This is a genomic window from Streptomyces phyllanthi (genome assembly GCF_009377205.1).
Taxonomy (GTDB): Bacteria; Actinomycetota; Actinomycetes; order Streptomycetales; family Streptomycetaceae; genus Streptomyces; species Streptomyces phyllanthi.
In genome coordinates this window covers 21171-27395 of the sequence record NZ_VJZE01000085.1, presented here as the reverse complement: position 1 = coordinate 27395, position 6225 = coordinate 21171, and the positions used below count along the sequence as shown (strand labels likewise).

Below are 6225 nucleotides of genomic sequence, written 5' to 3'. Positions count from 1 at the left end.
CCCCGGAACCGCGTGAACCCGAGCGTGATCCCAGGCCCGAGCCCAGGAAGGCCGCGCTGGTCTTCGACGACCCGCTCAGTAGGCAGTCGTCGGACGACACCGACCGCGGGTGGGGCGAGCGGCCCGGCGACGGGGACGGCGACAGCGCGGCCGACCTGAGGCGCTTCCTCGACGAGAAGCCGCCCCACCACATCTGAGCGCGTGCCGTGGGCCGCGCTATTCGCGGTCGTGTCCCGAGGCCCGCTGGGCGACCAGGGTGTCCCGGATCTCCTTGAGGACCTCCAGTTCGCTCACCTCGATGACTTCCTGCGTACCCTCCTTGGCCTTGCGGCGTGCCTCCTGCCGTGCGAGGTACTTGGCCATCGGCAGGACCATCAGGAAGTAGACGACGGCCGCCGTTATCACGAAGCTGAGGGTCGCTCCGAGGATGGAGCCCCACATGATCCGGATGCCGGTCGCCGTGCTGCCACTGCCCGAGCATGGGCTCTCGAGGCAGTAGCTGTAGCCATCGAGGTCTTTCGTACCGATCGCGCCGACCAGCGGGTTGATGATCCCCTGCACCACCGCGTTCACGATGTTGGTGAAGGCCGCGCCGATGACCACGGCCACGGCCAGGTCGACCACGTTCCCCCGCATCAGGAAGGCCTTGAAGCCCTCCCAGACGCTCGGCTCCTTCTTGTCGCTCACCACGAGCCCCCTCTGCACAACCAGCGGAACAAACGACTCCGCAACCTACGGCAGGGGCTCCCACGAGTGTCCAGTCGGGTTGCCCGGACGAGACACTCGGCAACTCGTCGGTGGTGGTGCCCTTGCTCAGGGTCAGCACAGTGTCACCGCCAGCCGTGACGTCGCTCCCGCGCCCGCGAGCCGTGCCGCCGTGGGCCGGGGCACGGAAAGGACGACCAGCGCCCCGCTCTCGCCCGCGCTCGCCGTCGGCACCCTCGTCACCCGGGCACCGCGAGCCACCACCCGCGCGTCGTGGCCACCCCGCACCGATTCCTCGGCCGCGATCACGTCGACCCGGTCGCCGGGCCGCAGCAGCCGTACGGCGGCGCTGTCGGCGATGCGCACGGGTGCCGCCACCATCTCGGCCGCACCCTCCGCCCCACCCTCGACCGCCCGTCGCCGCTCCTGCGCGGGCTCGGCCGCCGGGTGCCCGCGAGCCCGCTGGATCTCCCGTGCGGGCTCAGCGCCCGGTGGGCCGGCCGCCACCAGCGCCGCCGCGGTCACGGCCAGCCCGGCAGCCACGGCCCGCCTCCTGCACCGCACGAGCCGCCGCAACCGGTAGCGCGCGCCGCCCACCCGCAACGGCGAGAAGTGGGGCACCTCGCAGGTCGGGGGAGCGCCGGCGCCGGGTGGGCCGTCGACCGCTGAAGGATCCGAGCCGTGGCCCGGCGACGGCAGCGGAGACGGCAGCGGAGACGGAAGCGGAGAAGGGAACGGGGAAGGGAAGGGGGGAGGGAACGGACGGGACATGAGGCCACCACCTGCTGTGTGAGATCGGCTTGCGGTCCCACGATGAGGCTTCGCGGCGAAGCTCGCTGACGCCCGTGGACAACTCACACGTTGTGGAAAACTCCCTCACCCGAACGGGAGGTTCCGCCTCAGAAGCTCGCCGCAGAGGCCCGCCTCAGAAGCCCGCCTCAGAAGCCCCGCCCCGCGATCCTCACGGCATCGCGAACCCCGGATCCATCCCGCCCAGCGCCCCGGTGCACAGGCAGTCGCGCTTCTCGTTCGCCGGCAGCGCGCCGACCGCGTCGAACAGGACGCCCCGCAGCCGGTCGACGTTGGCCGCGAACACCTGGAGGACCTCCTCGTGCGAGACGCCCTCGCCGGTCTCGGCCCCCGCGTCGAGGTCGGTGACGAGGGTCAACGACGTGTAGCAGAGTTCCAGTTCACGGGCGAGGGCCGCCTCGGGGTGACCGGTCATGCCGACCACGGACCAGCCCTGCGCCTGGTGCCAGAGCGACTCTGCACGCGTCGAGAACCGCGGCCCCTCCACGACCACCAGCGTTCCGCCGTCGACGGGCTCCCAGTCCCTCCCCCGCGCCGCCTCCAGCGCGACCTTGCGGCCCGTCGGGCAGTACGGGTCGGCCATCGACACGTGCACGACGTTCGGCACGCTGCCGTCGGGCAGCGGCAGCCCGTCGAAGTAGCTCTGTGCCCGTGCCTTCGTACGGTCCACCAGCTGGTCCGGCACGAGCAGCGTGCCCGGCCCGTACTCCGGCCGCAGCCCGCCCACCGCGCACGGCCCCAGCACCTGGCGCGCGCCGACCGACCGCAGCGCCCACAGGTTGGCCCGGTAGTTGATGCGGTGCGGCGGCAGATGGTGGCCGCGCCCGTGGCGGGGGAGGAACGCCACCCGCCGCCCGGCGACCTCGCCGAGGAAGAGGGAGTCACTGGGCGGGCCGTAGGGGGTGTCGACCTGTATCTCGGTCACGTCGTCGAGGAAGGAGTAGAAGCCCGAACCGCCGATGACACCGATCTCGGCCGCGTTCTCCGCGCTCTCCGCGTTCTCCGTGTTCGCCATGCCCGAACCCTAGCCGGGCCCGGGAACGCCGCAGACCCTGTCGCCGTACGACGACAGGGTCCCGTATGCGGTGGCCTCTACGCGGCCGAGCTGCTGCTGGAGGAGGAAGACCCCGTGGAGGACGAGGACGACGACGAGCCGGACGAGGACTTCGTGTCGGACGAGGACTTCGTGTCGGACGACGAGGTCGACGACTTGGCGGACGACGGGCTGCTGCTCGACGACGAACCACGGCTGTCGTTCCGGTAGAAACCGGAGCCCTTGAAGACGATGCCTACCGCGGAGAACACCTTCTTGAGGCGGCCGTTGCAGCTGGGGCACTCGGTCAGGGCGTCATCGGTGAACTTCTGCACCGCTTCGAGGCCCTCACCGCATTCGGTGCACTGGTACTGGTACGTCGGCACTGGTCTTCCTCCTGGCACTCTCACTCGATGAGTGCTAACGACGGTCCATAGTGACTTATTCCTCGGGATCAGTCCACTGCCACCGGCACGCGGTGACCGATGCCACGTGCGACGGTACGGCCCCGGGGCCGCGGCACCAGCCGCGACCGCAGCGCCACCAGGGTGGCCAGCGCCAGCGCCGTACCGGCCATCGGCGCCAGGAACCCGGCGCCGCCCCACAGACGGTCCTCCAACTGCCCGGAGACCGTGACGGCGGCGGCCTGGCCGAGCGCGACCGCTCCGGTCAGCCAAGTGAAGGCCTCCGTACGGGCGGCCGCCGGGACCAGGTCCTCCACCAGTGTGTAGCCGGTGATCAGGGCGGGGGCCACGCACATGCCGACGAGCAGACCGAGACCGGCGAGGACCACCACGGAGTGGGCGGTCCACAGGCCCGAGGCGGCCAGGGCGAGGGTCGCGTACCCGACGACCAGCCGCCGCTGCGGGGCCGCCCGCCAGGCGATCGCACCGCACACCAGGCCGGAGAGCATGTTGCCCGCCGCGAAGATCCCGTACAGGACGCCGTTCAGGCCGGGCTCGCCGGCCGCTTCGGAGAACGCGGCGAGCGAGACCTGCATCCCGCCGAAGACCATGCCGATCCCCAGGAAGGCCACGACCAGAACACGCACCCCAGGGGCCCGCAGCGCCGAAGCGTGCTCCACGCGCGCGTGCCCGTCGAGACCGGAAACGTGCCCCACGCGCGCGTGCCCGTCGGAAACCGGAGCGGGCTGCGTGCTCCGCTGCGCCGCGAACAGCAGACCGCCGAGCAGCGTCAGCCCGGCCTCCGTCACCAGCCCGGCCGCCGGGTCCACGGCCGTGCACAGCGCGGTCGCCAGCAGCGGGCCGAGCACGAAGGTCAGCTCGTCCGTGACGGACTCGAAGGCCGCCGCGGTCGTCATCAGGGGCGAGCCCTGGAGCTTCACACCCCAGCGGGCGCGCACCATGGGCCCTATCTGCGGTACCGAGGCACCGGTGGGCACGGCGGCGGCGAAGAGCGCCCACAAGGGGGCGTGGGCCAGCGCCAGTGCCGTCAGGGAGAGCCCTGCCACGGTGTGCAGGACGACACCGGGGACGAGTACGGCCCGCTGTCCGTGGCGGTCGGCCAGACGGCCGCCGTAGGGGGCGAACAGCGCCATGGAGACACCGGTCACGGCGGCAACGGCGCCGGCGGCCCCGTACGAGCCGGTGGTGTGCCGCACCAGCAGCACGATGGAGAGCGTCAGCATCGCGAACGGCTGGCGCGCCGCGAAGCCGGGGAGCAGGAACGTCCAGGCGCCGCGGGTGCGCAGCAGCTGCCCGTAGCCCGGGCGGGACGACGTCGGGGTGACCGTGGAAGCCACGGCCCGTGCCTTTCTGCCACCTGGTAGCGCGGCCCTGGTTACCGGGCTCGTGCGCCGAGAGCTGTCCTCTTGCGCGTCTGCGGTAGATACCGGGCCCACGATGAGGGCGTCCCGGCCGCCATACGGTCGCGCCAGCTCTGCGTCAGGCAGAGGTGGTTCGATCAAGTGCGCCTTCATCGTACAGGGGCGATCGCGCCGTACTCCTGTGAATGCGAGCACCCTCGGGGTCTGGACCTCGGATTCCGTAAAGCCCCAGGGTGCCCGGACCACATGCCTAGCGGCTCGGACCGCCGTTCCCCGTCCCCAGCCAGCCCGCCAGCTTGCCGCCCTGGCCGACGGCCCGGAGGCGTCGTTCCGCCGCGTCCCGTACGGGGTCGGTGGCCACCACGAGCAGTTCGTCGCCGCGTCGCAGCACCGTCGTCGGCAGGGGGACGAACGAGGTGCCGTCCCGGACGACGAGCGTGACGGCGGCGCCCGAGGGCAGCCGCAGCTCGTTGACCTCGACGCCGTGCATCTTCGAGCCCTCCGGGATCGCGACGGACAGCAGGTGTCCGCGCAGCCGCTCCAGGGGTGCCGACTCGATGCCGAGGTCGGAGGCCTCCTGGCTGTCGCCCAGCCGCAGCTTCCGGGCCACCCAGGGGAGTGTGGGGCCCTGGATGAGGGTGTAGACGACCACGAGCACGAAGACGATGTTGAAGATGCGGCGGCTTCCCTCCACCTCGTTCACCATCGGGATGGTGGCCAGGATGATGGGGACGGCGCCGCGCAGCCCGGCCCAGGACAGCAGCGTCTGCTCCGGCCACGGCACCCGGAACGGCAGCAGGGCGACGACGACGCTCAGCGGCCGGGCCACCATCGTCAGGGCCAGCCCGATGACGAGGGCGGGCACGATGTCGTCGCCCATCTCGTGCGGGGTCACCAGTAGTCCGAGCAGGACGAACATGCCGATCTGGGCGATCCAGCCGACCCCCTCGGCGAAGCCGCGCGTGGCGGGCCAGTGCGGCAGCCTGGCGTTGCCGAGCACCATGGAGGCCAGATAGACGGCGAGGAAGCCGCTGCCGTGGGCCAGCGCCCCGGCCGCGTACGCCGTGACGGCGATGGCCATGACGGCGATCGGGTAGAGGCCGGAGGCGGGCAGTGCCACGTGCCGCAGCGCCCAGGCGCCGAGCAGGCCGACCGCCAGGCCCACGGCCGCGCCGATGGCCAGCTCCATGGCTATCACGCCGATCAGGGCGTACCAGTGCTCCACGGGGCCCGCGGCGGAGAAGGCGACGACGAGGATGACCACCGGGGCGTCGTTGAAGCCGGACTCGGCCTCCAGGACACCCGTCACGCGCGCGGGGAGGGGGATCTTCCGCAGGACGGAGAAGACCGCCGCCGCGTCCGTGGAGGACACCACCGCGCCGATGATGAGCGACTGCCGCCAGTCCAGCCCCACCAGATAGTGCGCGCCCGCGGCCGTGACACCGATGCTCACGGCGACCCCGATCAGCGCCAGTGAGCTGGCGGCCGGAAGGACGGGCTTGATCTCCTTCCACTTCGTGCCGAGGCCGCCCTCCGCGAGGATCACGACGAGGGCCGCGTAGCCGATGACCTGGGTCAGCTGCGCGTTGTTGAAGTGGATGTCGCCGATCCCGTCCTGGCCCATGGCGACGCCGATGCCCAGGTAGACGAGCAGGCTGGGGAGCCCGCTGCGCGAGGAGATCCGAACCGCTGCCACCGCGACGAGCAGGACGAGCGAGCACACGAGCAGGAGCTGGTTGAGGTGGTGGACAGTCAGCGGCTGTTCCCTTCTCGCCGGTCCGGGCAGGTGGATTCGAGCACGTGAAGGCTGTCGTGGGGGCGCGATTCAGTGCAAGTACTTCGTTACCTTACCTAATTCTTGACGTTTTCTTGACCATCGAGTGGCCAAGAT

Annotated in this window: 7 protein-coding genes; 1 reads left to right on the top strand and 6 read right to left on the bottom strand. The window is 71.4% G+C overall.

Annotated features, from left to right (window positions below):
* On the top strand, positions 1-197 hold a 197-nt coding region (locus tag FNH04_RS15175), incomplete at its 5' end, for a hypothetical protein (protein WP_152784422.1).
* A 19-nt stretch (positions 198-216) separates the two neighbouring features.
* Here the strand turns inward: FNH04_RS15175 and mscL are convergent.
* The 6 genes from mscL to FNH04_RS15145 all read right to left on the bottom strand — a co-directional run bounded on the left by mscL (position 217) and on the right by FNH04_RS15145 (position 6159).
* Positions 217-687, bottom strand: coding sequence for a large conductance mechanosensitive channel protein MscL (mscL, locus tag FNH04_RS15170; protein ID WP_322723094.1), 471 nt, complete (start codon positions 685-687; stop codon positions 217-219).
* A gap of 132 nt (positions 688-819) precedes the next feature.
* Positions 820-1476 (bottom strand): CpaB family protein, encoded by a 657-nt coding sequence (locus FNH04_RS15165; RefSeq protein WP_386576249.1) that lies wholly within the window; start codon positions 1474-1476, stop codon positions 820-822.
* A gap of 190 nt (positions 1477-1666) precedes the next feature.
* Positions 1667-2530 carry an S-methyl-5'-thioadenosine phosphorylase gene (locus tag FNH04_RS15160; RefSeq protein ID WP_152784420.1) on the bottom strand — a complete coding sequence of 288 codons (864 nt, stop codon included), beginning with the start codon at positions 2528-2530 and terminating at the stop codon, positions 1667-1669.
* A 77-nt stretch (positions 2531-2607) separates the two neighbouring features.
* Positions 2608-2934, bottom strand: coding sequence for an FmdB family zinc ribbon protein (locus FNH04_RS15155; RefSeq protein ID WP_322723093.1), 327 nt, complete (start codon positions 2932-2934; stop codon positions 2608-2610).
* A 68-nt stretch (positions 2935-3002) separates the two neighbouring features.
* A complete protein-coding gene (locus FNH04_RS15150; protein ID WP_322723092.1) occupies positions 3003-4310 on the bottom strand; it encodes an MFS transporter in 1308 nt (435 codons plus the stop codon).
* A gap of 274 nt (positions 4311-4584) precedes the next feature.
* Positions 4585-6159, bottom strand: coding sequence for a potassium/proton antiporter (locus FNH04_RS15145; protein WP_386576273.1), 1575 nt, complete (start codon positions 6157-6159; stop codon positions 4585-4587).
* Positions 6160-6225 lie beyond the last annotated feature (66 nt).